Origin of the sequence: Streptococcus pseudopneumoniae (assembly GCF_001072375.1) — a bacterium.
Lineage (GTDB): Bacteria > Bacillota > Bacilli > Lactobacillales > Streptococcaceae > Streptococcus > Streptococcus pseudopneumoniae_L.
In genome coordinates this window covers 39869-62892 of record NZ_JVKV01000099.1, presented here as the reverse complement: position 1 = coordinate 62892, position 23024 = coordinate 39869, and the positions used below count along the sequence as shown (strand labels likewise).

Annotated in this window: 17 protein-coding genes and 1 pseudogene; 8 read left to right on the top strand and 10 right to left on the bottom strand. The window is 40.4% G+C overall.

The features are described from left to right. Positions 1 to 138 precede the first annotated feature (138 nt). The 7 genes from ADH31_RS07905 (at position 139) to ADH31_RS07875 (ending at position 6825) form a co-directional block, all read left to right on the top strand. Positions 139 to 1305, top strand: coding sequence for a CynX/NimT family MFS transporter (locus ADH31_RS07905; protein ID WP_049510006.1), 1167 nt, complete (start codon positions 139 to 141; stop codon positions 1303 to 1305). A 530-nt stretch (positions 1306 to 1835) separates the two neighbouring features. Further along, positions 1836 to 3332 (top strand): hypothetical protein, encoded by a 1497-nt coding sequence (locus ADH31_RS07900; protein ID WP_049510004.1) that lies wholly within the window; start codon positions 1836 to 1838, stop codon positions 3330 to 3332. A gap of 41 nt (positions 3333 to 3373) precedes the next feature. Next, positions 3374 to 3799, top strand: a complete 426-nt coding sequence (locus ADH31_RS07895; RefSeq protein WP_049510002.1) for a hypothetical protein — start codon at positions 3374 to 3376, stop codon at positions 3797 to 3799. Between the two features lie 173 nt (positions 3800 to 3972). Beyond that, positions 3973 to 4299 (top strand): PadR family transcriptional regulator, encoded by a 327-nt coding sequence (locus ADH31_RS07890; RefSeq protein ID WP_000273853.1) that lies wholly within the window; start codon positions 3973 to 3975, stop codon positions 4297 to 4299. Beyond that, on the top strand, positions 4286 to 4879 hold the full coding sequence (locus ADH31_RS07885; RefSeq protein WP_049509999.1) for a DUF1700 domain-containing protein: 594 nt from the start codon (positions 4286 to 4288) through the stop codon (positions 4877 to 4879). Before ADH31_RS07890 ends, ADH31_RS07885 begins: the two co-directional genes overlap by 14 nt. Continuing rightward, positions 4872 to 5780 (top strand): DUF4097 family beta strand repeat-containing protein, encoded by a 909-nt coding sequence (locus ADH31_RS07880; protein WP_049509998.1) that lies wholly within the window; start codon positions 4872 to 4874, stop codon positions 5778 to 5780. Before ADH31_RS07885 ends, ADH31_RS07880 begins: the two co-directional genes overlap by 8 nt. An 88-nt stretch (positions 5781 to 5868) precedes the next feature. Further along, positions 5869 to 6825 carry a DUF6574 domain-containing protein gene (locus tag ADH31_RS07875; RefSeq protein ID WP_049509997.1) on the top strand — a complete coding sequence of 319 codons (957 nt, stop codon included), beginning with the start codon at positions 5869 to 5871 and terminating at the stop codon, positions 6823 to 6825. Positions 6826 to 6982: 157 nt separating this feature from the next. Here ADH31_RS07875 and ADH31_RS07870 read toward each other — a convergent pair whose 3' ends face one another. The 10 genes and pseudogenes from ADH31_RS07870 to ADH31_RS07825 all read right to left on the bottom strand — a co-directional run bounded on the left by ADH31_RS07870 (position 6983) and on the right by ADH31_RS07825 (position 20429). Beyond that, on the bottom strand, positions 6983 to 7840 hold the full coding sequence (locus ADH31_RS07870; RefSeq protein WP_049509995.1) for a DUF4299 family protein: 858 nt from the start codon (positions 7838 to 7840) through the stop codon (positions 6983 to 6985). Positions 7841 to 7963: 123 nt separating this feature from the next. Beyond that, the gene (locus tag ADH31_RS07865; protein WP_049510078.1) at positions 7964 to 8950 is read right to left on the bottom strand and encodes a rhodanese-related sulfurtransferase; all 987 of its coding nucleotides are present in this window, start codon (positions 8948 to 8950) and stop codon (positions 7964 to 7966) included. 133 nt (positions 8951 to 9083) lie between these two features. Continuing rightward, positions 9084 to 9773 (bottom strand): annotated as a pseudogene (locus tag ADH31_RS07860) (CPBP family intramembrane glutamic endopeptidase). Between the two features lie 163 nt (positions 9774 to 9936). Further along, positions 9937 to 11418 carry an ABC transporter substrate-binding protein gene (locus ADH31_RS07855; RefSeq protein WP_049509993.1) on the bottom strand — a complete coding sequence of 494 codons (1482 nt, stop codon included), beginning with the start codon at positions 11416 to 11418 and terminating at the stop codon, positions 9937 to 9939. 109 nt (positions 11419 to 11527) lie between these two features. Further along, positions 11528 to 12448, bottom strand: coding sequence for a carbohydrate ABC transporter permease (locus ADH31_RS07850; protein ID WP_006149055.1), 921 nt, complete (start codon positions 12446 to 12448; stop codon positions 11528 to 11530). Between the two features lie 13 nt (positions 12449 to 12461). Next, positions 12462 to 13391 carry an ABC transporter permease gene (locus ADH31_RS07845; protein WP_001032156.1) on the bottom strand — a complete coding sequence of 310 codons (930 nt, stop codon included), beginning with the start codon at positions 13389 to 13391 and terminating at the stop codon, positions 12462 to 12464. A gap of 207 nt (positions 13392 to 13598) precedes the next feature. Beyond that, entirely contained in the window at positions 13599 to 15479 is a 1881-nt protein-coding gene (locus ADH31_RS07840) for a beta-N-acetylhexosaminidase (protein WP_049509992.1), read from the bottom strand. Continuing rightward, positions 15473 to 16342 carry an ROK family protein gene (locus tag ADH31_RS07835; RefSeq protein ID WP_049509991.1) on the bottom strand — a complete coding sequence of 290 codons (870 nt, stop codon included), beginning with the start codon at positions 16340 to 16342 and terminating at the stop codon, positions 15473 to 15475. The genes ADH31_RS07840 and ADH31_RS07835 overlap by 7 nt, the downstream gene beginning before the upstream one ends. Before the next feature lie 84 nt (positions 16343 to 16426). Then, positions 16427 to 19072 carry an alpha-mannosidase gene (locus ADH31_RS07830; protein WP_049509988.1) on the bottom strand — a complete coding sequence of 882 codons (2646 nt, stop codon included), beginning with the start codon at positions 19070 to 19072 and terminating at the stop codon, positions 16427 to 16429. 76 nt (positions 19073 to 19148) lie between these two features. Beyond that, on the bottom strand, positions 19149 to 20429 hold the full coding sequence (locus tag ADH31_RS07825) for a glycoside hydrolase family 125 protein (protein ID WP_049509986.1): 1281 nt from the start codon (positions 20427 to 20429) through the stop codon (positions 19149 to 19151). A 171-nt stretch (positions 20430 to 20600) separates the two neighbouring features. Between ADH31_RS07825 and ADH31_RS07820 the strand changes: the two genes are divergently transcribed. Then, complete coding sequence (locus ADH31_RS07820) at positions 20601 to 22685, top strand: GH92 family glycosyl hydrolase (protein WP_049510077.1); 2085 nt, start codon at positions 20601 to 20603, stop codon at positions 22683 to 22685. Positions 22686 to 23024: the final 339 nt, after the last annotated feature.

Here is a 23024-nt window from a genome sequence, read left to right as displayed (position 1 = left end):
AAAAAAACTAGTAAACAACTCATCCTTCTTTACTTTTATTTAGCTCAAGTAAAAACCGAATCTCCCTACTCTAGCTTGACATCTCTTAGAAAAAAACTTAAAATAAGCTGTTATCAAAATCATCTTAGAGAGGTTCACATGAAAAAACGATCACTCTTTTTTATTCTAGGAATTATCTTAATCGGAGCGGTCTTAAGAGCTCCTTTTACAGCCCTACCGACTATTTTAGGAGATATTGCTCAAGGTTTAGGAGTTGAGGTCAGCTCACTTGGTATTTTGACCAGCCTTCCCCTCTTAATGTTTGCTCTTTTCTCCTCTTTTGCGACCCGTTTGGCTCAAAAGATTGGACTTGAGCACCTTTTCACTTACAGCCTCCTCGTCTTGACAATTGGCTCAGTGATTCGTATCTTCAATCTCCCATTGCTTTATCTGGGAACCCTACTCATCGGAGCAAGTGTCGCTATTTTTAACGTACTTCTTCCTAGCGCCATTCAGGCCAACTACCCACAAAAGATTAGCTTCCTGACAACAGTATATGTGACTTCCATGGGAATCGCAACAGCTCTTGCTTCCTATCTCTCTGTTCCCATTACTCAGGCGACATCTTGGAAAGGCTTGATCCTCTGCCTATCCTTTGTCTGTCTACTCACTTTAGTTGTCTGGTTCCCCAATCATCGCCGCAATCATTTTCTAGAAGGACATGAGAAAAAACAAAAGAAAGAGAACATTCTAAAAGACAAGAAAGTTTGGGCTATTATTGTATTCGGTGGACTCCAATCCCTACTCTTTTATACCAGTATGACCTGGTTACCAACCATGGCCATCAGTGCAGGGCTAGCTCATACGGATGCCGGACTTCTGGCTTCTATCTTTTCTCTAATTAGCATTCCCTTCTCCATAACCATTCCAAGTTTAACGACGCGTTTGTCAAATCGTCACCGTCAAATCATGTTAACAATCATCTCTCTGGCTGGTATGTTAGGAATTGCCATGCTTCTATACCCGAGCAACAGTTTCTTGTATTGGTTGGTTGCCCATCTCTTGATTGGTACTGCCTGTAGTGCTCTTTTCCCTTATCTCATGGTTTGCTTCTCCATCAAAACCAGCTCTCCTGAAAAGACGGCCCAATTATCTGGTCTTGCCCAGACTGGTGGTTACATTCTAGCTGCCTTTGGACCAACTCTCTTTGGTTACAGTTTTAACATGTTCCAGTCTTGGGTTCCAGCGGTACTGATTCTTCTAGTAATTGATATCATCATGACAATCGCCCTCTTTATGGTGGATCGAGCAGAGAAAATCCTCTAAAAAATTTTAGAATTTACTACAATAAACTCACTTTTCAAGCTAGACATCTGTCTGGCTTTTTTCTTTTAAAAAGGTTTGAAAGGCCTCCTCACAAGACTTTCGTTAAGCTAAAACATGCTATAATATACCTATGATGGAAGCAACTATACAATTTATCTCTCAATTGAAGGGGATTGTTTTGCCCCTAAAAACATCCATGTAGATTCCTCTAACTTTTTAAATGATATACCATAGTTACGCTATTTCAACTTTTTTACTGGTATCCTAAAAAGTAAGGACGCAACTTCAATCATTAATCTGATAAAGCTAGAATATCTAACAATCAAACCTTCCAAGGAGGTTAACCTTTTGCATCATAAAATCCTTCAATTCCCAAAATTGAAGGATAGCTCAGTCATTGAGAAACCAGAAATCTATCTAAAATAAAATCTTAAAGAACTTTACTTGTTTTAACTCAATTACAAACAAGTATTTGTTTAAAAGTCTAAAAAGACTATTGAAAATGTAGTAACATTTAAGGAGAAATTTGTATGCTAGCAAAAGCAGGGGACGTCTATTGTGTTTACAATTTCCATCTAAAAAAATACATAGCTTGCCAGATAACCAAGATCGAAGAGGGGGAGAAAAAGTCGCAGGCTGTCCTACTGTCATTAGACTGGTCAGGAGAACAACCTCTTACGGAAGAAGAACTATCTTCTTTGAAGCCACTCTATATAGATTTTATGTACTGGGAAAGAAACTTACATCTTAGTAATGTTGATATTCATGTACCGTCACATTATATTTTTATTGGTAATACAACACCATTAACAACTGAAAGCACCAATACTTATGCTATGTTTTGGGGAAATGGTTACGATATTTATAGGCAACTGAAATGGCAAGAAATACCAAAAGAAAAAAGAGATTTATTTAAGAAAGCAGATAAAAGCAAGGAAAAAGTTTCATTTGCAGGAAATGAGTGCCGTATTTCTAAACACAATATCAATGACGAGTGGACGCCTTTTGAAGACGCATTAGAATTAAAGGTCTTTCCTTGTTTATCTAAGTTGGCATTAACGAGATGGCACAAAAATTTATATGAATATTTACAGTCAACTCCTTTTATTACAGAACTAGTTCTTGAAAATCATGGACAAACAAAACTGGATTTTTCTAAGACATCCATACGTCGGCTTTCCATTGATTTGACAGGCGTAGAGGAACTTAGACTGAACGATGATTTGGAGGAGCTAGTCTTATTAGGAGACATGAGCGACAATTGTCAGATACTTGTAAAAGACCATGGAGCCAGCTTACGATTACACCTTGACAACTCTCTACCCAAGGTGCTGGGATTAAAAGATTTAGGAGCTATCCATTGTTCAAACATCCTCGAAATAGACTTTGCACAAATCTTGAATAACTATCCAAATCTTAGGGAATTGAGATTGTGGGGGAAACCTGGTCATATTCTTAATTTCCATAAATTATCAGAGTTAAAAGAGTTAATCAATTTTTCAACTGTTGATTTGTTTGGCTTTACTGCAGAGGATATCCCAAAACCAGAAGATTTACCTCAATTAAGCATGTTTTGGATGAGCAGCTTACCAGAAGATGCCGCTAAAATAGCCAAAAAATATTATAAAAAACTGCAGGACAAGGGACTGAATCTTTGGATAACAAAACCGAGGAAAGCTGAATGGCTAGCCCAAAACCTAAATAATCCATTTCGCTCATGGGATGGACAAGAAAATATTTCAACCGCAAATGCAAAAAAAGCAGCCTCTCTATATAGAAAGACTAGAACAAGCCTTATAAAGCTTCTAGAAAACCCCAATGAGAACACTATGACAAACGTAGAAGTTCTCATAAGAGAATATACTCAAGGTTTCAATAAAATCGACAAACGTAACTGTTTTATTGAAACAATCGAGAGAGAGGATATCTATAGTGCCCTAGTTGAGATCTTAGATTTACTACCTGAAGATTTAGGAATGGACAAAGAAAAATTTATAGAAATCTTTGATGAGCTAAAGGATTTTTAAATGAGAAGAATTTCTAGTTCATTCCTGAAACGGAGATTATCATGACTAACTTTATACAGACTATCACAGTAGAAAATCGGCAGGTCGACAAAGAAAATTACTTTACAATTGGCTACTCTCCTGAGATAGAAAAATCTTTACTGTGTGTTTATATTTCTTGGATTGCTGGTTACGAACGCTATTACGAGTTAGATGACGGAGATTTGGCTCTCTTTGAAAGGAAACGAGAAGAATTTCTCAAAAAATATGAAAAAGAAATCAAGGCTTATCGGACTGAAAGATTGATTGGTTCTGGGGCTCTGAGGGATTACAATTTCAGATCTTTGCCTGAGAATATCCTAGAAGACTTGGATAGCTATCCTCCATTTAACGGATATGTCTATCAAAACGGCATCCTCTGTGCTAAAATCAAGATTGAAGACAAGTATTTTTATCTTCCGCCCATTTATGATGAGGATTGCAGATAAGCATTGCCTCAAAGTAATGCAAAACAGCCTCTAATCTTCTAGTTTTTACTAGGAGATTTTTTATATATAAAAATTTTACACATATTGCTTGACAAGGCTTACATTTAGATGTATGATGTATGTGTAGAATAATTATATATAAAATTTTTACATACTAAAAAAGGAGGTGCCCCATGTATTTTCCAACATCATCGGCCTTGATTGAATTTCTCATCTTGGCCATCCTAGAACAAGGGGATTCCTATGGTTATGAGATTAGCCAAACCATTAAACTCATTGCCAAAATCAAGGAATCTACCCTCTACCCCATCTTGAAAAAACTGGATACCAACCGCTATCTGACTACATACTCTCGCGAATACCAAGGTCGGATGCGCAAATACTACTCCTTGACAGAAATCGGAGAGGAGCAACTCTTTGTCCTTCGAGAAGAATGGACACTCTACACTGACACTATCAACGGCATCATAGAAGGGAGCATTCGCCATGACAAGAACTGAATATTTGAATCAGCTTGAAGCCTATCTGATGAAGCTTCCTCAATCTGATCGCATTGAAGCCATGGATTACTTCAAAGAACTCTTTGATGATGCGGGTCCAGAAGGTGAGGAGGAGCTTATCGCTAGCCTAGGAAGTCCAAAAGAAGCTGCCCATGATGTCCTGACTACACTTCTTGATAAGAAAATCAACGAAGAAAATTCCAGCAAGAACGACCGCCATATTTTACGCATCGCTCTACTAGCCCTTCTTGCAGCTCCTATCGGAATTCCGGTCGGAATTGGTCTTCTCATGGCTATCATCGGGATTTTTATCGCTGCTGTCAGCGTACTTATAGCCTTCTTTGCTGTATCCGCAGCTGGAATGGTTCTCGGAGCTATTCTCCTATTTGAAAGCTTCTACGTCCTGGCTGAATCTACATCTGCTTTTATTCTGATTTTTGGTGGAGGTTTACTAGCTATCGGAGCTTCATCCCTAGTCTTGCTAGCAACTTCCTATGTGACCCGTTTCTTTGGATTACTAGTCCTTCGACTTATCCAATGGATTCTTAATAGAGGAAAGAGAGGTGAAAGACATGCGTAAATGGACAAAAGGATTTCTTATCTTTGGTGTTGTTACCAGTATCATTGGTTTTTCCATGATGATCATCGGGATCCAAACAGATGGTGTCAGAAGCCTCCTTGCAATGTCTCAAAATCCAGTATTTGAAAGTCGAATGGAAGAACTCGTTTTTGATCAAGATATTGAAAATCTAAACATCTCACTAACAGAACATTCGCTTGTCATTACGGAGTCAAGCGATGATAAGATTCACATCCAGTACCATCCAACCATCTCTGAAAAAGAAAATCTTCAACACTCTATCAAAGAGAAAAGTCTTGAAATAACTGACACCAAGTCAACTACACGTCGCTCTATAGGTTCTAGTATCGAGGGTATTCTCTATATCGCAAGCGGAATTTCTAGTCGCAATGATGAAGTTGTTCTCTCATTACCAAGAGGAAAAGACTTAAAAAATCTAACTGCCCAGGTAAACCATCGTATCCTTTCAATTGCTAATGCAAAACTCAGCAATGCCAAGATTCTGTCAAATGGATATCTCCTTCGTATCACTGATAGCGAGATTAAAAATAGCCAACTAACCACAGTTGGAATTGTCAATGTATTTGAAACCAGTCTAACAGATAGCCGCATCCAAGCAGATCATGAACATATCAAGGCAGACGATATCCAAGTGCATGGTCGAGTGGAATTAGAGGCAAGAAAAGATATCTCTCTCGAGTTATCTCAAAAGGAACTTGATCGAATCAATCTTGAATTTTCTGCTGAACATGGTGATATCTATCGTTGGCATCGAGACAGACGTGACATACCTACGGGAGATAGTAAAGGTGAAGCATTAGCGAACCCTTACAAAACAGAAAAAAAAGATACGCAAGATCTCCTCGTCGCAAAATCGAATCAAAGTATCTATTTCCCATAATAAGATCGCTTGCTTTCTTATAGAAATCATGAATAAAGACAACTAGTAGTTACTACTCAAAAATTAATCAAAAAAAGGGAGGTCTATTATGACTCAAGAATGGTTTGAAAGTGCTGATTTCGAAAAAACAGCCAACAATGATAAAAAAGATAGCCCATCCGACTCAGTTCTCCTTGAAGAAGATTCAGAGACAAGAGACGAGGCGCCAGTAGTTGAGGAAAATCCTCAAGTCAATCCAGAAGATAAGGAAACTAGTGAGGAAACTGTAGAGACTGAAGAGCTCGCTGAAAAATCAGAAAAGATAGACGAGTCAGAAAAACCTGTTAAAGAAGCTTCTCAGAAAAGTCAATCTTTGGAAAGCCCGTTTTTACCAGATTCTGTATCTGCCAAAACAGCACTATTCACAGTATTCAAAGAAGAACTGGCTGATCTTTGGTTTTGGCTACAAGGTGCCCTTAAAGAACCGACAACAAGCATTGATACAGATAAAAAACATAGTTATAATGCCTTTGCCCTGCTGACTATCTTTTCTGCTCTTAGTTTCTTCTGTGCGATTTATCATATCAAGCATAACTACTACGGCCATATGGCGGCTATCAACTCTCATGTCAGCGAGCAGTTCCCTTCACTGAATCTCTTTTCTATCTTCTCCATCTTGGTAGCGACAAGCTTATTCTTCTTTTCTATCCTTATGGGTGGATTCGTGGTTAAACGTTTTGTCAATCAAGACAATGACTGGACACTGGAAAAAGCCTTGCAAGAGTACAGCAGACTCTTCGCCCTTCCTATCCTGCTCACGGGTATTGCCAGTTTCTTTGCCTTCTTTAATAGTCTACGTTTTGCGGCTCTTCTTTGCCTCATTAGCATTGGTCTGGTACTTCTTGCCAACCTCTATACCATCTCAAGACCAAGTAAAGATAGCCAAACTGACTCCTTCTATCGCCTTCTCTTAGCTTTCTTGGTCAACGGTGGTATCCTATTTCTCTTCTTCCTAGCAGAAATGACTCTAGTTTTTGAATATCTACGAATCCTAGCTTTTATGTAAGATAAAGGTAGCGAGATAGAAAGATATTAGCTTTAGAGGATCATTACTATAAAATTTTAGAAACAAAAAAGCGAACAAGACAGAATTCTGATAATCAGAAAACTAATCTTGTCTGCTTTTTTACTTTATATTTGGACTTTTACCCCAAATTTCTTTTTTATCTATTTGCTAAGACTTCAAAATCCTCTCCTGAAACTGGTCCTACCACTATTTGGTTGGCGTCCAAATCCTGACAAAGTTCCTTTGGAAGAGCTTCTAAAAAGGCTTGGTAATCCAGTCTAGCTACTGCTTCGTAGTCTTCAGGCTTAGAACCATCTCCAGAGATTTTTACCAAGTCAATCTCCCAGATAAGTTCCTTGCCAGCCAACTGCTCAACATAAGGCACAGGAACAACAGGACCTTTCGGCAAAATTGTCTTAACTCCCTGAGCCAGGTGATAGATGCCGTGGATCTTACCTTCACTATCTGGGTAGAATTTCGCACTTGCAGGGTAGGCATCTGATTCTTGAACCTTTTTGACTAATGCTTCAAAACGTGCCACTCCATCTTCTTCTAAGAAACTTTCCAAATCTTTCTTATCAAAGTAGACAGGTGATAGAATACCCTGGCAGAAATCTAAATGAGCAGCTTTATCAGCTAGATAGTTCTTAACAGTTTCTTGGAAATAGTTTTCCAAATCAAAGTCTGCCAAGCCTTCAACTGCTTCACCAACCTTACTAGACAAGGCTTGCAAGAGAGTTTCTACAATCTCCCAGTCAGCTCTTGTAATCAAGTCAGGAATGATTACTTGATAGCCTTTTTGAGTATCTAGATATCGAACTTTAAAGAGAAATTGAGACTTGCCTACGATTCCACACTCGATATACTCAAGGCGATTGAGAGGTTGACGCAGGTAAACAGCATCATAACTATGGGACTCTAAGCCTTCTACCAAACTTAAAATTGATTTAGCTGTAAGAATCTCCTGTTGTCCTAAAATACTTTGTTTATTTGGAATAAAAAATGTTTTAACCATAATGGTCTCCTTTGAAATCGTTTACATATAGTATACACCATTTTCCTGAAAGATGCAGAAACAAATTTAAGATTTTTTAGTCAAAAGCATAGAAAAACAGCCTTTTAGGGCTGTTAATGTTTATTATACAACTTCAGAATGATCCAGGCTCTCACCAATTTTTGCTAAACGTTCGATAACTTGATCTTGTGTCAATTCATGCTCTAAAACATAGCGATTACGTGGGTGAACACGACACTCGTGTGAGCAACCACGAAGATATTTGTCTTCATTGTCTTCTGATGTCAAGATACGGCGGTTACAGAAAGGATTTCCACAGTTGACATAGCGTTCGCAAGGTGTACCATCGAACCAGTCTTTCCCGACGATAGTTGGATTGACATGGTTGACATCGACTGCTATACGTTCGTCAAATACGTACATTTTCCCATCCCAAAGTTCTCCTTGAATCTCTGGATCTTTACCATAAGTCGCAATTCCTCCATGCAATTGACCGACATCTTTGTAGCCTTCACGGACCATCCAGCCAGAGAATTTCTCACAGCGGACTCCACCTGTACAGTAAACTACGACGCGCTTGTCCATGAACTTTTCCTTGTTATCACGGACCCATTGTGGTAACTCACGGAAGTTACGAATGTCTGGACGGATAGCCCCACGGAAGTGTCCAAGGTCGTACTCATAGTCATTACGAGTATCAAGGACAACTGTATCTTCGTCAAGAAGGGCTTCTTTAAATTCTTTTGGAGACAAGTAAGCACCTGTTGTTTCAAGTGGGTCGATGTCGTTGTCAAAGTTATCATCCTCTAAACCAAGGTGGACAATCTCTTTCTTGTAGCGAACAAACATCTTCTTGAAGGCTTGCTCACTTTCTTCGTCAATCTTGAACCAGAGGTCTTCCATACCTGGAAGGCTATGAACGTAGTCCATGTATTTTTGCGTTGTTTCGTAGTCACCAGAAACGGTTCCGTTGATTCCTTCGTCTGCCACTAGGATACGGCCCTTGAGCCCGATAGACTTACAGAAAGCCAAATGGTCTGCAGCAAATTGTTCCGCGTTTTTGATTGGAACATATTTATAGTAAAGTAAAACTCGAATATCTTTTGTCATAAGATTGATTCTCTTTTCTAAGATTAAATTATCAGAATTTTTCATTCAACTATACCAGTATACTCTCCCAAGAAAGCGAATGCAATTTATTTGACCGAAAAATGAAAAACAAGACCCATTTTCAGATTTTGTTTCAACTAAATATTCGATGAAGAAAAGTTAACAAAAATGGCAAAGTTGCTACAATATTATTAATCACATGGACTGCATAGCTAGGATAGATACTCTTGGTATAACGAGTTAATCCAGCACAACATAATCCAAATGTCGAAAAAACAAGAATATCTAAGAAATTGGGAAAGCTAGAAAAATGAGGAAGAGCAAACAAAACCGAAGGAAGAATCAGGTCAAGTCCAAGCTTCGAATCTTTAAAGAAGGCGTGTTGGAACAAACCCCTATAAATCAACTCTTCCATCAGAGGACCTAGGAAAAATAAGGTCAGGTAGAGACCCAATTCGGCAAAATTTGTCTCACTATAGCCGATTAGTACAGCCCAGCCTTCAGAGGTTGACTGTACCTGTCTTGCCGTTTGGAAATTAAAAGATATACAAAGTACAGTTACGAGAACCGTCAAAACTGTATATCATAGCCATTTTTTCTTTGGAATAACAAAAAGATAGCCATGTCCTGTCTTGACTAAAATCCAAATCATGAGGCCAATAAAGACAAGACTGATAAGATTTTTAATCCAGAAAAAATTGCCAATCTGAGAAGAAAACTGCCAGTAATTTTGAACCACCAGTGTTAGCTGAGAGAGTCCATATACGAAAAATAAGTAGGATAAGATTGCACTGATTTTAAAGAGTAGATGGTATTTTTTCATATGTCTGTGTCCAATGTTATATGTAAGAGCAAATATCTAGATAGAAATACAGATAATTATATGCACTTACCCTAAAAAGAATCACCACCCCGTCTGGAAAAACCAGATAAGGCAGTGATTGCTCTTTTTAGGAATGAATACACGAAATCAATTGTTCTTGCGATTATTTGCTTTTCAAGAATTCGTCGTATTGTTTTTGCATTTCATCCAATACTTTTTGGTAAGCACCTTCAGATTTAAGTTTTTCCATCAATTCTGGAATAGCTTTTTCTGGGTCTACAGTACCAGTGTTGATAGCTGTATCGAATTGTTGCATAGTGTTAGTGATAGCTGAGATTTCAGATTTCACGTTGTCAGTGTTAAAGATGAATCCAAGCGCTGGAGATTCTTTTGCAGTTTCCAAGTCTTTCTTAGATTGTGCAATTTGTTCATCTGTAACGTTTTCGTTGATGTAAAGGATCCAGTTGTTACCAGTGTTCCATCCTGACATGTGAGTGTTTCCTTTGTAACCGTCAAGGACTTTAACACGGTTTTCTTTACCTGCAACTTTTTCCCAGTTCTTGCCTTCTGGTCCATAAACAAGTCCGTTCAAGAGTTCTGGGTTAGTGTTCAAGAGGTTCAATACTTCCATTGCTTTTTCTTTGTTCTTAGAGTTGTTTGAGATTACAAAGTTAGCAACTTGAGTTGTTTGGTTTTTCTTGATGAAGTTAGTAAATGGTTTAATTTGGATGTCTCTGTTAGCAACACGAGAAAGCAAGCTGCTACCGTAGTCAGCTGGTCCTACTGTTTCTTCGCGAGCAAACCAAGTATCTTGAGTAAGGTCATATGAAGTTTCGCTTGTTGCTACGTCTTTTGGAATGTATCCTGCTTCATAGAATTTGTGAAGAGTCTTCAAGTGTTCTACGAAACGAGGAACTTCGTAACGGTTTACGATCTTAGTAGTGTCACCTTCAAGGTCGATGACAAATGGAAGTCCGTTTGCAACTGGGTAGTCAAAGTTTTCTGATGGGATAAAGTTTTTACCAACAGCAAATGGCATTACATCTGGAGCTTTTTCTTTGATTTGTTTCAATACTGGTTCAAGTGTTTCGTATGAAGTTACACCTGAGATATCAATTCCATATTTTTCAAGAAGTGGGCCGTTGAAGGCAAAGTTTTGTGAAGATGCAACGTTGGCTGCAACTGGAACAGAATAGATCTTACCGTTTACAGTGTTACCTTTGATGTAAGCTGGGTCAAGTGCTTTGTAAAGTTCAGCTCCTTCTTTCTTGTACAATTCTGTCAAGTCAGCATAAGCACCTTTTTGAGCGTTTACGACATAGTTATCTGCAAAGGCGATATCATAGTTTTCACCTGATGAAGTGATAACTGACATTTTCTTGCTGTAGTCACCCCAACCAAGGTATTGGATATCCAATTTAGCGCCAACTTTTTCTCCGATGATTTTGTTTGCATTTTCTAGCAATTCGTCCAAGTTATCTGGTTTGTCACCGATTTGATACATTTTGATAACAGTCTTATCACCTGAAGATGATGATTCAGCAGCTTTTTGGTTGTTTCCTTTAAGGTTTCCACAAGCTGCAAGGCTAGCAGCTAAAGCGACAAGGCTAGCAGATGCAAAAGCATATTTTTTCCAGTTTTTCATTATAAAAACTCCTTTTTTTATTTTTAAAGTTATTAACAAAATTAGATTATTGATTTTCCTTTGCCAGAAAAATCAGAGTTAGAAAAGAAACATTGTTTCTTAAATATCCTTACTCTTTAACACCACCGATAGTCAAACCTTTTACAAAGTAGCGTTGGAAGAATGGGTAGAGGATCGCAATCGGAACAGTCGCAACTACGACCATAGCCATACGACCTGTTTCTTTTGGTAGGGCAACCGCAAGTTGTCCTGACATACCAACTGACTTAGCAATGTAATCCATGTTGTTTTGAATTTGCATAAGCAAATATTGCAACGGATACAAGTTATCACTCTTGATGTAAAGAAGGGCGTTAAACCAGTCATTCCAGAAGCCAAGCGCTGTCAATAGTGTGATCGTTGCGATACCTGGTAATGACAGTGGCAAACAGATTTGGAAGAAGATACGAGCTTCACTAGCTCCATCGATACGAGCTGATTCGAGGATTGCTTCTGGGATGGTTTTCTTGAAGAAAGAACGCATCAACATGATGTTGAATGGTGATAGAAGCATTGGAACAATCAAGGCCCAAATGGTATCACCAAGGTGAAGCAATTGTGTCACCACAATATAGCCTGGTACCAAACCAGCGTTGAACAACATACTAAGAAGAGCGAAGATTGTAAAGAATTTACGATACTTAAATGTCGAACGCGAGATGGCATAGGCATAAGTTGTCGTGATAAAGACGTTTGTCAATGTACCGACAACTGTCACAAACACTGAGATAAAGAGTGCTTGTAAAATCTTATCTTTGAACTGAGCCAAAAACTCAAAACCATCTAATCCAAACTGTGATGGGAAGAAGCTATATCCATATTGAACGATACTCTTCTCATCTGTAACTGAGATAATGATTACAAAGATGAAAGGCAAGATACAAGAGAAGGCCAGCAAACCAGAAATGATACTAAAGAAGATATCTGCTTTCTTGCTGAAGGAGTGTATGCCAACATTATCAATTTTTTCTTTTTGAATTTTTTTTGCCATGTGCTCCTCCTTTCTAGAATAGTGCTGAGTTAGGATCAACACGTCTTGCAAGTAAGTTTGATAGAATAACCAGAATCAAACCAACGACTGACTGATAGAGACCGGCTGCTGATGCCATACCGATATCTGCTGTCTGAGTCAAACCATTAAAGACATAGACGTCCAATACGTTTGTTACGCTATAGAGCTGACCAGCGTTGTGAGGGATTTGGTAGAAGAGACCGAAGTCTGCACGGAAGATGTTTCCGACTGCAAGGATGGTCAATACTGTCACAAGTGGTGTCAACTGAGGGATGGTTACGTTGCGAATACGTTGCCATTTGCTAGCACCGTCCACTGTCGCTGCTTCGTAGTAAGTTGGGTCAATACCCATGATTGTAGCGTAGTACATAACACTACTGTATCCGAAGCCTTTCCAGATACCTAGGAAAAGGAGGAGGTAAGGCCAGATACTGATATCTGCGTAGAAGTTAATCCCTTTCATTCCGAGAGCTTCTAAGGTGTGATTGATAAGCCCTTTATCGATATTTAGGAAAGCATCTGTAAAGAAACTGATGATAACCCAAGATAGGAAGTACGGGAATAACATAGAAGTTTGGTAGATTTTAACCATTTGCTTAGAGCGAAGTTCACTAAGGATAATGGCAATCCCAACTGACACGATCAAACCGATAAAGATGAATCCAAGGTTGTAAAGGACAGTGTTTCGAGTGATGACAAAGGCATCTTTTGAACTAAATAAGAATCTGAAGTTATCTAGTCCAACCCATTTACTATTTATAATACTGTGGACGAATCCTTCACCAGTCATATGGTAGTCTTTGAAGGCAACCACATTTCCAAATACTGGGATGTAGAAGAATAAGATCAACCAAAGTGTCCCTGGTAAAACCATTAAGAGAAATATCCAATTATCTCTCAAAGTTTTTGAAAACTTGTTCATAATTTCCTCCCTTTTTATTTTTCTAAAACTTGATAATCTCACAATTTTTAGACTTGATAACGTTTACAAAAATAGTATACTCCTATTTTAAGGATAGTTTAAACTACTAATTATAGAAAAAACTCCACAAATTATTTTATGTGGAGAACTTTTTTTTATAATAAGAAGTGTGTTTCACGAGAAACTTTCTTCCTGAATAGAGTTTTTCTAGGTCGTATAAATAGTTGAAGCTGTCGCAATGGTATGCCATTGGTTGGCTGTTGTTGCTACGAAGTCCTTGTCTCCATAGAAATCATTAAATGGCAAGATCTCTACGTCTAGTTCGTCAATACGAGAGATTTCGCCTGCTAGGTAGTTTTCAATGCGGCTTTCTGCGCGCTTGATCCGTTGCAAGAGTCCACCCATACGGATGTCCACTGTATCCAAGCCAAAGACCTTGTTCTCTTTTAGCCATTGTTGGCTAAAGAACTTGTGGAAGTTTTCAATCTCGCTTCGGAGTTTTGGTAATTCTTCTCTAGCAATTTGTTGTAAGCTCTCTTTATCGCCTGCTTGATAGGCTTGACGGATGCGTCGTCCCACATCAACCTTGCTACTTAAAATGGTATTCAATTGGGCCTGAGTCTCAAAGAGGTAGGCATAGTTCCCAGCTTTCTCTTTAATGTCAGAAAGGGTTTCAGCTGCCTGGGCAAAGTGAGGTTTGTCCTGTTCAGGAGTCATGTGCTTGTCAAGGATTGGACAGAGGACATCCTGATAAAAGACATAGCGGTTGGGGTTGATACCATGTATATTACCTGGTAGGTCTGGCAAGAGGTTGGCTAGATCCAGCTGCATGAAGTCCTCAACTGACAGACCTGTATTGGTCTTGAAGTGGGCAGATAGACGCTCTAAATCATTGCGGTAGCTGAGTTCTGCCCAAATTTGTAAGCTTGGTAGGATCGAGAACTGGGCTGTTTCACCACCATTATCTCCCCAACCAGTCACAATGACTTCTTTAATCTGATTGGCACGGCAGGCTGTGTTTGCTTCAAGAGCAATGAGACGACTGAAATGGTTATGAGGTGTAAAGCCAATCCATTTCCAAGCACCACCTGCAAAGGCGATATCCTGGCTAATCTTGTGGTGGTTACTGAAGTTACGATTGTATTTTTCTTCGCTATCCTGATAATAATCCCAGTAAACCAAGGTCACACGGTCTTTGAGACGGTCTAGATAAACTCGTGTTTCCTCTGGAATTTCCACATCACGGTCGTACTGGCCATCTGCTGACATGAGCTTGAAGAACATATCGCTCCACATCTGGCAGTGGAAACCGTACTTGTCTGCAATATCCAGCACGCGCTCCAAGTGTTGACACATAAGGAGACTACGGTCCACAATACCGTTCAAGATAAGGTAGCGTCCCAAACCAACCAAGTGGGCTTCATCCATCCCGATGTTGACCTTGCGAGTTTGTAGTTTAGATAACGTCGCAAACATACCGTCAATCAGGTCGTAGACTTTTTCTTCACCGATGAGGAGGATATCTTCTACATCGCGGAGTTGCTGCACTTCCTTGACACCCCATTTGACAAAGGCTGATAAGTGAGCCAAGGTTTGGATGCAGGGGACAAAAGTCATGTCAAACTGCTGGGCGTAGGCTTCAATTTCCTGTAACTCTTCAGCTGAGTATGCCCCACGGAAATAGCCAAAGTAAGGTTGTCCCTCGATTTGATAAGTGTCTTCCATGTAGAGCTCAAAAGTTGAATAACCCATGAGAGCCAAGACTTCAATCATCTGCTTGGCAGATGCGACATTGAGCACGGCATTGCGCGAACAGTCCGCCATGTAGGCCAAATCTTCATAAGCCGCCTGCTCCTCAATCTCTACCTTGTCACCTTCAGCTAAAGCTGTTGCCAGCACAGACAAGGCACGGTAGAGTTGATGAGGTTTACGGTAGGTCAGTTGATACTGCCCGTTCTCACCCTTGATAGAGATGGAGGCTTGGTCAGACTGAGCGACTGCCACCTCTACATCTGGTAGGGAAATGTGATTTTTTAATGCTTCAACAGCTTGGGCTTGTTTGAGACTAAGTCCTGTAAATCTTACCATTGGTTTTCCTCCTGTAACCAGTTGACAAGGGCACCGTAGAGATTAGCATCTGCGTGATAAGTGCAAGCTTGAATGACTGGAGCGATGGTATATTCTTCATATCTTTCCACAAAGGAGTCTACTGCTTTGTGCACACCCTTGATAAAATCAGGGTTCTGACTGATAGAGCCACCTAGGCTAATCACATCTGGATCGATGAGATACTGGATATTGAGAAGCCCTTGAGCTAGGTTGCGATTCATGCGTTCAATGGCTTCTTGGCAAAGGGCATTTCCTGCCGCAGCCTCTTGGTAAACCTTGCGTCCGTCCCAGTCTGATTGACCTGATTTTTCAATCACATAACGAACCATATTTCCTGTTGATGCTAGTTGCGACCAGTTGTTGAGGCTTTCTGCTGGTTCGATGGTTGTCATGTAGCCAAACTCACCACCCAAACCATGGCGACCACGGTGAAGCTTCCCATTGATAATCATAGCCCCACCGATCCCTGTACCAATGACGACACAGGCTGCATTTTCAATCTCAGGATGAGCTAGTAGTTCACTAAGTCCAACACAGTTGGCATCATTTTCTAGATGGACAGGTAGCTGGTGATGAGCAAGGGCCTCATACCATGAAAATCCATGGATATAAGGAATGGCACTAATCCCCTCAATTACACCTGTTTCTTGATTGACCGCTCCTGGAACACTCATAGCAATCCCACGATAGTCCTGTTCTGACAAGCGTTGGGCCAACCAAGCCAATAAATCTTCTAGAGTTTCTGGAGTTGGGGTGCTAGTCTTATCTAAAATCTTTCCATCAGGAGTTAGACTAGCAAACTTAATGCCAGTCCCTCCGATATCAATTGTTGCAATGGTCATTGCTTTCACCTGGAAAAAGGAGCGAGTCAGTAGTTGGTTCTTACTTTTTCGCTCTTCCTTTCTGTTTATGTTTTCTTTTTGAAATTAAATTTCTTCTTTTTTGATCAATTCTGTACGAATTTCTTGTGGTGCCAATAATCCCGAATGGACTGGGTATGGGCGTTCCAACAAGTCAAGAATAGTTTGTTGTTTTTCAGACACACGGATATTTTCTTGACTCATGTTATAGTAACGAAGGACATAACCTTCTTCATTCTCAGCCACCTTAAAGGCTGTTGGGCATACTTGTGGCAAGTTCAGTGCCGGATGGTTAAAGAGGCTACCCGTTGCTGCAACGCTACCCTCTTGTTTTGCAACTTGAAGAGCTGTAAATGGCACCTGGAAGGCTTTGGCACGACGGAAAGCTGAGAAGCGTTCCCCTGCTTGGTGACATTCTACTGCAAATTCAACTTCGATAGCTCGCAAGCACTGAGCTTCTGGCGTTGGGAAGTAGCCCCAGTCACCTAGCTCACCTGAAGCACGAAGAAGGGTTACAGCCATGGTGTCGTCTCCAAGAATTTCATACTCGTGCAATCCTTTATTGGATACGGTCACTCCTTTTACATCATCATACAAGCTGACAAAGGCTTGTTGGTGTTGTGGATTTTCAGGATTTTCCCAAGAAGCTGCTGGTTTATTTGGTCTTGTCACAACTTCATAGATGCTTTCAGAAGCATTGCTTGGACGAGTGTTATGAGTTTTCACCAAGAGACGAATGCGGTGATCCTTGGCTGTGTTGGTAAAGCGAGTCTTGAAGCGAATCTGTGGATTGTCCACAAAGACAGTCATTTCTGTTTCAAGAGGAATGGTTGTCAACTCTTCAGAACGACCTGCATCTCGTTTCATGAACTCAATGATACCTCTTTGTTCAGCATCCAATTTTTCATCTGCGCTAACTGGGATAGTCAAGTCATGCTTGAGCAAGACCTTAGCATAGCGAGCATTGTTTTCTAGAACTTCATAACCTTTCAGTTGAGCGTAGATTGGCTCAGTTCCTTTCGGCTGGAAGTAAATGTACTCGTTACCAATATCTCCACGGTCCTCGAATTGGATGAAATCTTCGTAAGCTTCGTTAGTAGTCTTGTCGTAGACTGTAATTCCTTGGTCTACACTAACAGTCACAAATGGTGTATCAATGACTCCATTTTGGTAAATACCATCACGGTGATTTACTTGACCTTCAACCAATTGGAAGCTTGCCCAAGAAAGCGGAGCAAGGTGAACTGGGATTGTCACGCGCACTTGACGTGCAATATATGGTTGGCGGAATTTATCCTTAGGTAAAGTATAACCAAAACTTGCTCCCAAGTCTTCAATCTTGGCTTCAAGGACATGGCCATCCAAATCTTCAACATGGTAGTCTGGCAAGGTCACAGCTGCCATCTTCTTATAGCCTTCTGTTGGATGCAATTCTTTGAAATCACAAGTCACAACATCCACTACAACACTGACTGTATCAACCTTGTCATGTAAAGCTGTATTGACAACCGTAAAGAGGTGGTCACTTTGCGCTTCTTGAGTTGCTATTTTATGTTTCCACTCATTGAGAAGGTTGGTCTTGACAAAGTTTCCAACTTGGTTGACCTTGGCAAAACGAGTTTCCATTTCACGGTGAACTTCGTCAATACTGCATCCACAGATGCTATCGTGTGGTGCATTTTGCAAGAGTACTTTCCAAGCATAAGTTAATTGATCCTTGTGGTTATGTCCACCGGTGATGATGGTCAAAGGTTCTACTACTTGCTCCAGCAAGTTGCTATTTTCTTGGAAGGCTTGTTTGAGGTAAACGCGTGAAGAAGAAGTATTGGCAAGAGTATACCAACCATCCGTTTCCTGACTAGTCAACTCACCTGTAACCGTTGATAGGTGTTCAGGAAGTGCGCTTTCCACTGCTTGCACATATTCATCAAAGGAGCTGTGAACAAAGGTCACGTCTGGGAAAAGTTCGTTGGCTACTCGAATAGCTTCACTCAAGTTTCGTTGAACTGGCTGGTGGTCACATCCGTTCATCATCAACCATTGGTTAGTAGAAGCATAGTCACGAACATCTGCCAATTTTTGTTTCCAGAAAGCTAAAGCTTCGTCTTTATCTACTGGAATTTCGTTCCCGTTACTGTACCAATTAGCAAATAGAATGCCGAGGACACGGCTACCATCCGCACCTTGCCAGTACATTTCAGAAAATTGAGAGGTAAACTGCTCATCTTCGAGGACTTGGTTGTCAAATCCGATTGGTTTAACACCGCGACCAAAGGCTGCTACGTGGATACCTGATTTTTGAAGGATTTGAGGTGCTTGCCCCATATTTCCAAAGGTATCAGGGAAGTAACCAATCTGAGTAGATTTGCCCCATTTGGCACATTCAGCTTGACCAATCAAGGTATTGCGGACATTGGCTTCACTGGAGATCAGGTAATCATCCTGTAAGATGTAGAATGGTCCAATCTTGAGCTTGCCTTCGTCGATATAGCGCTGAACCTTGTCACGGTTTTCAGGGCGAATTTCTAAATAGTCATCAAGGACAATGGTTTGTCCATCCAAATGGAAACTCTTGAACTCAGGGTCATTTTCAAAAAGATCAAAAAGATTGTCAAAAAGTTCCACCAATTGCATACGATGACTTTCAAAAGGTAAGTACCACTCACGATCCCAGTGGCTGTGAGAGATAATATGTACAACAACATTTTCCATGAGTAAAACCTCATTCTAACTTAAATTTAAAAATATATTTGTGATTCTGTACAAGAATCTATTGAGCTAAGGCTCATTAGCGAATATCTAGGTAATCCAAGACTAATTCGCAGAACATCATGTTGGCCCATGAGAACCACTCACGAGAGTAGAGAGTCGGATCATCTACGTGGAAGCTTTCGTGCATAACGCCTGTACCTCCATCGCAGACAACTAACTGATCTAGCAAGAATTTCTTCTCTGCCTTATCCGTCGTTGTCAATCCTTGGATAGATAGAGCAATCGGCCAGATATAGCGGTAGAAGGTATGAGAACTTCCTAGTCCACTAGCGTATTCTCCTTGGTAGAAGTATGGATTTTCAGGACTGAGAATAGTGCGACGAGTGGCTTGATACACTTCGTCATTGACATCACAGTAACCAAGATATGGAGCAGCTAACAAACTTGGTACGTTAGGGTCGTCCATGATGCTAGCATTTCCCAAACCATCTACCTCAAAGGCATAGATTTTCTCGCCCTTGCTGTTAGTGGTGTAGGCGTAATTTTCGATACCTTCTTGAATCTCAGCTTGCAGGCGTTTTGTATCTGCAATTATACTCTCACTATCGGCTAGATTCAATGATGCAAAGATTTCCTGGACATAACCCAAAACAACTACTGCAAACATATTGGAAGGAATCAAGTAGCTATACTGACAGCAGTCATCACTTGGACGAAAGGCTGACCAGGTCATCCCTGTCACAGCAAAGTCTGGCCCAAAGCCGTCATTTACCAAGGTATCTTCCTTACGATCAGTATCACGGACGAAGCGATAAGGCGAGTTCTTATGATCTTGTTCCACCGTCCAGAGATGAAGGATTTCCTTAGTCGCTGTAACAAAGGTTTCATCAAATTGGCTCGTTTCTCCAGTTTCTTTCCAGAGAAGATAAGCCAACTGCAAAGGGTAGCAGAGTGAGTCTACTTCATACTTGCGCTCCCAAATCCAACCATTGAGGTCGGTATGATCTGTTTCATGGTGACCTTTCCAGTTCTCTTCAATATTAAAAGAGTTGGCATAGGGATCCTTGAGAATCAAGGTCATCTGACGTTTAACCAAGCCAGCAATGGTTTGGCGCAAACGTGGGTCTCTTTTTGCCACATGAAGGTATGGTCTCAGCTGAGCAGTTGAGTCACGAAGCCACATAGCCGGGATATCTCCCGTCAGTACAAAGGTTGAGCCGTCTTCTAAGATTTCAACTGTATTGTCTAAAGTGTCTGTGTAGCAACGTTCAAAGACATCTACCCATTCAGGATGATCTTTAGCACGCTCTGCCACCTCATCTAGCCACTCTCTGACAATTTCTTTTGAATATACCATAAACTATTTTGCCTCTTTCAAACAAATTTTCATTTTCAGTATATAGCTTTTAGTCCAGAAAATATATACACAAATGTTAGTCATTATTCTACAAAATTGTTATATTTTGAAGTCGCTTTCTAAAAGTCTCCTTTTTCTGATATAATGTATAAAACTACTGAAGGAACTGCTATGAAACCTATACTTGAAACTATCGACACCCGATTTGGAACAGCAAGTAAACATGCTTTTTCACGAGGAAACACCCTACCTTACACAGGGGTTCCTTTTGGCATGAATTACTTTGTTCCACAAACTAGCGACCAGGAAGGTTCTTGGTTCTTTGATCCCCATCTTCCTATCTTTCAGGGTATTCGACTAACCCACCAACCTAGCCCTTGGATTGGCGATTACTCCTGGCTATTGCTGACACCAATTACAGGAGAAATCAGCGGCGATACTCTCTTTCATCGTCAATCTTCTTATAATCTTGAACGTGCTATTTTTAATCCTCATTTTTTAAAGATTTTTTCTGAGCGTTATCAGATTGAAACGCAACTAAGTCCTACTTGCTATGGAGCTTCTATTCAACTAAGACAGATACAAGGAAAAGCCCTCTCCCTCTATCTTCACGCAGCAGATGAACTGACAGTTGAACAAGTCGATAACCGAACTATGACCCTGAGACAAGAAGGTGAAACCGAAACCAATAAAAGTCCTCTCGTCATGTATGCTGCACTCGCATTTTCTGTAGAAATCCTTTCTATTACGCAAGAGGGACAGGACTGGCGAATTGACTTGGCTGGAGCAGAAGCCCTCATTCAACTGGCAACTTCTTTTATTTCCAAAGAACAGGCCCTCTTTAATCTTCCTAAACAGGATTTTGAAGAAACAAAACAAGACGCCAAGACAAGTTGGGAAAATCTTCTAGGTCGCTTTGATGTCGTAGAGACTGGGTCAGTAGACCGAACATTTTTTGACCACTGTCTTTATAGACTCTTTCTCTTCCCGCAAACATTTTATGAGGTAAATGAACAGGGTGAAAACATCCATATGGACCTTGCTTCGAGAACTATCAAGCCTGGTCTACTCTTCACCAACAATGGTTTTTGGGATACTTTCCGCACTTCATTCCCACTCTTCGCCTTGATTATTCCAGAGTACTATCGTCAGTTTCTCGAAGGCTTCCTCAATAGCTACCGTGACACCGGATACCTCCCTAAGTGGCTGGCTCCTGACGAACGAGGCATGATGCCTGGTACTTTGATCGATGGTCTTATTGCAGATAGCGCCTGCAAAAACATGGCACCTGAACTTGAGGAGGAATTTCTCAAAGCTATGCTTGAAACTGCGACCAAGGCAGATCCAAAAGCTATCAACGGACGACACGGCCTTGCTCAATACCAAGAACTGGGCTATCTATCTACAAACTTCCATGAAAGTGTCAGTCATACACTGGACTATGCTTACAGTGATTTTTGTATCTCTACTTGCGCAGCAAAATTAGGTCAAAAAGAGCTGGCACAAACCTATGCCCACTATTCTAAAAACTATCAGAATCTATTTGATCCTGAGACAGGATATATGAGGACGCGTGATATAGATGGCAACTTCCGTCCTGACTTTTCTCCTTATAGTTGGGGCCGTGATTATGCTGAGTGTTCAGCCATCCAAGCCAGTCTCGGTGTCTTACACGATATTTCTGGACTTAGCCAACTAATGGGTGGGAAAGAAGCCTTTAGCAACTATCTCTTAAAAGTTTGTCAAAGTTTACCGCTCTTTGAAACGACGGGTTATGGATATGAAATTCACGAGATGAGCGAAATGGCAACCGCGCCATTTGGTCAACTAGCCATTTCAAACCAACCAAGTTTCCATATCCCTTATCTGTTCCGTTACAGTAATTATCCCCAATATACCAGTCTCTTAATCAAGACGCTCCGTCAAAAAGCCTTTCGAGCTGGCTGGGATGCTTATCCAGGCGATGAGGATAACGGTAGTCTCTCCGCCTGGTATGTCTGGTCTGCTCTTGGACTTTATCCAACCTGTCCAGGAAAAGCGTCTTACGACCTTGGGATTCCACTCTTTGACCACCTTCGTGTCTATCTAGCAGAAAAAAAACAGTGGTTGGATATTCGCACGCAACAAAATCATGAACACTTCCACTTTGTACAAGACTGTCATCTTGACGGAAAAGAAGTTCAGAGTATTGGTCACCAGGATTTGCTAAACGCCCAAAATCTCAACTTTACCCTCAACTGGTTACCAATTCACTAATAAGCCAAATCTCTTTGTCATGTACAAGGGGATTTTCTGATTTATACCAAATCCTCCACAAAGTTATCCACAGATTGTGTATAACTTTCAATCAACTTTCAAATCAATTTCATGTACTTCCAAACGATTTCTCTCAACCATTTTTTTGACATTCTAAAGTAAAACACCCTGAATAGCCTGTTCTATCCGTCTTTATAACCGACTAGCTTAGTACTCAACTCACACATTCTATCTCTTTTTTCTAAACTAACATTTGGAAAACAATTGTTTATTTCACAAAGTTATCCACAGATTATGTATAACTTTTACTCAAGTACAAACTCCAGCTGATAAATTCCC

Bases quoted from the DNA above. Each gene is read 5' to 3' on its own strand.
- ADH31_RS07905 (WP_049510006.1), top strand. From the start codon at position 139: ATGAAAAAACGATCACTCTTTTTTATTCTAGGAATTATCTTAATCGGA.
- ADH31_RS07875 (WP_049509997.1), top strand. From the start codon at position 5,869: ATGACTCAAGAATGGTTTGAAAGTGCTGATTTCGAAAAAACAGCCAAC.
- ADH31_RS07840 (WP_049509992.1), bottom strand. From the start codon at position 15,479: ATGGTAAGATTTACAGGACTTAGTCTCAAACAAGCCCAAGCTGTTGAA.
- ADH31_RS07890 (WP_000273853.1), top strand. From the start codon at position 3,973: ATGTATTTTCCAACATCATCGGCCTTGATTGAATTTCTCATCTTGGCC.
- ADH31_RS07850 (WP_006149055.1), bottom strand. From the start codon at position 12,448: ATGGCAAAAAAAATTCAAAAAGAAAAAATTGATAATGTTGGCATACAC.
- ADH31_RS07880 (WP_049509998.1), top strand. From the start codon at position 4,872: ATGCGTAAATGGACAAAAGGATTTCTTATCTTTGGTGTTGTTACCAGT.
- ADH31_RS07820 (WP_049510077.1), top strand. From the start codon at position 20,601: ATGAAACCTATACTTGAAACTATCGACACCCGATTTGGAACAGCAAGT.
- ADH31_RS07895 (WP_049510002.1), top strand. From the start codon at position 3,374: ATGACTAACTTTATACAGACTATCACAGTAGAAAATCGGCAGGTCGAC.
- ADH31_RS07855 (WP_049509993.1), bottom strand. From the start codon at position 11,418: ATGAAAAACTGGAAAAAATATGCTTTTGCATCTGCTAGCCTTGTCGCT.
- ADH31_RS07845 (WP_001032156.1), bottom strand. From the start codon at position 13,391: ATGAACAAGTTTTCAAAAACTTTGAGAGATAATTGGATATTTCTCTTA.
- ADH31_RS07825 (WP_049509986.1), bottom strand. From the start codon at position 20,429: ATGGTATATTCAAAAGAAATTGTCAGAGAGTGGCTAGATGAGGTGGCA.
- ADH31_RS07885 (WP_049509999.1), top strand. From the start codon at position 4,286: ATGACAAGAACTGAATATTTGAATCAGCTTGAAGCCTATCTGATGAAG.
- ADH31_RS07865 (WP_049510078.1), bottom strand. From the start codon at position 8,950: ATGACAAAAGATATTCGAGTTTTACTTTACTATAAATATGTTCCAATC.
- ADH31_RS07835 (WP_049509991.1), bottom strand. From the start codon at position 16,342: ATGACCATTGCAACAATTGATATCGGAGGGACTGGCATTAAGTTTGCT.
- ADH31_RS07900 (WP_049510004.1), top strand. From the start codon at position 1,836: ATGCTAGCAAAAGCAGGGGACGTCTATTGTGTTTACAATTTCCATCTA.
- ADH31_RS07870 (WP_049509995.1), bottom strand. From the start codon at position 7,840: ATGGTTAAAACATTTTTTATTCCAAATAAACAAAGTATTTTAGGACAA.
- ADH31_RS07830 (WP_049509988.1), bottom strand. From the start codon at position 19,072: ATGGAAAATGTTGTTGTACATATTATCTCTCACAGCCACTGGGATCGT.